Origin of the sequence: Actinomadura sp. NPDC048032 (genome assembly GCF_040653175.1) — a bacterium.
GTDB classification, from domain to species: domain Bacteria; phylum Actinomycetota; class Actinomycetes; order Streptosporangiales; family Streptosporangiaceae; genus Spirillospora; species Spirillospora verrucosospora.
Window position 1 is genome coordinate 1 of the sequence record NZ_JBEZJP010000672.1, and the last position, 2,696, is coordinate 2,696.

Here is a 2,696-nt window from a genome sequence, read left to right on the forward strand (position 1 = left end):
CCTGGACTCGCCCGTCCCTGACCTGCCATTCGATCTGGTGCCCCTCCTCGTGGAAGACGAGGAAGAGCCCGCAGACCCGGTCGCCGTCCTCGTCGCGGCAGTACGTCGGCTGGGAGGGCCAGCGGTGGACGACCCTGGAGGAACTGCGCGCCGGCCACCGCGGCCGCGTCGCCGAGGAGGGCCCGGGCGTCGTCGGGATCGGCGCCGAGCCGTCCATCGCCATCGGCCAGCGCGCCCTCCTCCTGCGCGCCCCGTCCGGCAACGTCCTGTGGGACATGGTCACCCACATCGACGACGAGCTGGTCCGCCGGGTGAACGACCTCGGCGGCGTCTCCGCGATCGCGATCAGCCATCCGCACTACTACGGCACCATGATCGAGTGGGCGCGGGCGTTCGACGCGCCCGTGTACGTCCACGAGGCCGACCGCCGCTGGGTGGCCCGGCCGGACGACGCGGTCGCCTTCTGGTCGGGCGACACCCTCGAACTGGCCGACGGCCTCACGCTGATCAACGCGGGCGTCCACTTCGCGGGCGGCCAGGTCCTGCACTGGCGCGACGCCCGCGCCCTCTTCTCGGGCGACATCGTGCAGGTCGTCGACGACCGCGACTGGGTGAGCTTCATGTACTCCTACCCGAACTACATCCCCGAGCGCCCGCGCACGGTCCGCCGCGCCCTGCGCCTCCTGGAGCCCTACGACTTCGACCGCGTCTACGGCGCCTGGTGGAAGAAGATCGTCTACAGCGGCGGGAAGGAGGCCGTCCGCCGCTCCGCCGAGCGCTACCTCTCCCACGCCCTCGACGACGAGTGACCGCGGTCCCGCCGCGACCGCGCGCGAAGCGCGTTCCGCGTGGTCGGAAGGGGGCGCCGCGCCCTGACGGCGTTCCGGTGGCGGGCGCCGTTCGAACACGTGTACGGTGCGATGGTGCCGTCCCGACCGCTCGGACCGGCCGGGTAGCGTCATGAAATGCAGCGGCGTGCGCCGCTGTTGAGAAGCCGGGGGAGCCTGTCGCTCCCCGTGGCTAGCCTTGATACCGAGCCGTATACGCAGATCGCCGCGCCCAGAAGAGGAACCGGAAGAACGTGCATGACCGACTCATCGTGCGTGGAGCACGCGAGCACAACCTGAAGGACGTCTCGCTCGACCTCCCGCGGGACTCCATGATCGTGTTCACCGGTCTGTCGGGTTCCGGGAAGTCCAGCCTGGCCTTCGACACGATCTTCGCCGAGGGGCAGCGCCGGTACGTCGAGTCGCTGTCGGCCTACGCCCGGCAGTTCCTCGGGCAGATGGACAAGCCCGACGTCGACTTCATCGAGGGGCTCTCCCCGGCGGTCTCGATCGACCAGAAGTCCACCAGCAAGAACCCCCGGTCCACGGTCGGGACGATCACCGAGGTGTACGACTACCTGCGGCTGCTCTACGCCCGGATCGGGCACCCGCACTGCCCCGAGTGCGGCCGGCCGATCAGCCGGCAGGCGCCGCAGCAGATCGTCGACCGGGTGCTGGAACTGGAGCAGGGCGCCCGGTTCCAGGTGCTGGCGCCGGTGATCCGCGGCCGCAAGGGCGAGTACCTGGAGCTGTTCCGCGAACTCCAGTCCAAGGGCTACTCGCGGGCGCTGGTCGACGGGCAGATGATCCGCCTGGACGAGCCGCCCCAGCTCAAGAAGCAGGAGAAGCACGACATCTCCGTCGTGGTCGACCGGCTCTCGGTGAAGGACTCCGCCCGGCAGAGGCTCGCCGACTCGGTCGAGACGGCGCTCGGCCTGGCGGGCGGCACGATCGTCCTCGACTTCGTCGACCTGCCCGAGGACGACGAGCACCGCACCCGGATGTACTCCGAGCACCTCTACTGCCCCTACGACGACCTGTCGTTCGAGGAGCTGGAGCCGCGCTCGTTCTCGTTCAACTCGCCGTACGGCGCCTGCCCCGACTGCACCGGCCTCGGGACGCGGATGGAGGTCGACGCCGAGCTCGTCGTCCCCGACGGGGAGCTCTCGCTCGGCGAGGGCGCGATCCAGCCGTGGTCGGGCGGGCACGTCAGCGACTACTTCCTGCGGCTGCTGTCGGCGCTGGGCGACGCGATGGGCTTCGACCTGAACACGCCGTGGGACCGGCTGCCCGCCAAGGCGCGCAAGGCGATCCTCAACGGGCACGAGACGCAGGTCCACGTCCGCTACAAGAACCGCTACGGCCGCACGAGGTCGTACTACACGGCCTACGAGGGCGTCGTCCCCTACATCCAGCGGCGCCACGCCGAGTCCGAGAGCGACTCCAGCCGGGAGCGGTTCGAGGGCTACATGCGCGAGATCCCGTGCCCGACGTGCGAGGGCGCCCGGCTGAAGCCGGTCGTGCTGGCCGTCACCATGGGCGGGATGTCGATCGCCGAGGTCGCCTCGATGCCGATCGGCGAGGCCGCGAAGTTCCTGCTCGCGCTCGAACTGAACGAGCGCGAGGCGCACATCGCCGAACGCGTCCTCAAGGAGATCAACGCCCGGCTCGGCTTCCTGCTGGACGTCGGCCTCGACTACCTGACCCTCGACCGGGCGTCCGCCACGCTCGCCGGCGGGGAGGCCCAGCGCATCCGGCTGGCGACGCAGATCGGCTCCGGCCTGGTCGGCGTCCTGTACGTGCTCGACGAGCCTGTGGACCTGGCGCTGGGCGTGCTGGCCGACCTGGTGCGGCTGAGCCGGCGGGAGG

At 70.6% G+C, this 2,696-nt stretch carries 1 protein-coding gene and 1 pseudogene; both read left to right on the plus strand.

Features of this window, described 5'->3' with window-relative positions:
• Positions 1-809: MBL fold metallo-hydrolase (locus tag AB0C69_RS40870; RefSeq protein WP_360361977.1), on the plus strand; the 809-nt coding region annotated here is incomplete at its 5' end.
• Between the two features lie 272 nt (positions 810-1,081).
• A pseudogene (locus AB0C69_RS40875) lies at positions 1,082-2,696 on the plus strand (excinuclease ABC subunit A); the annotation flags it as partial.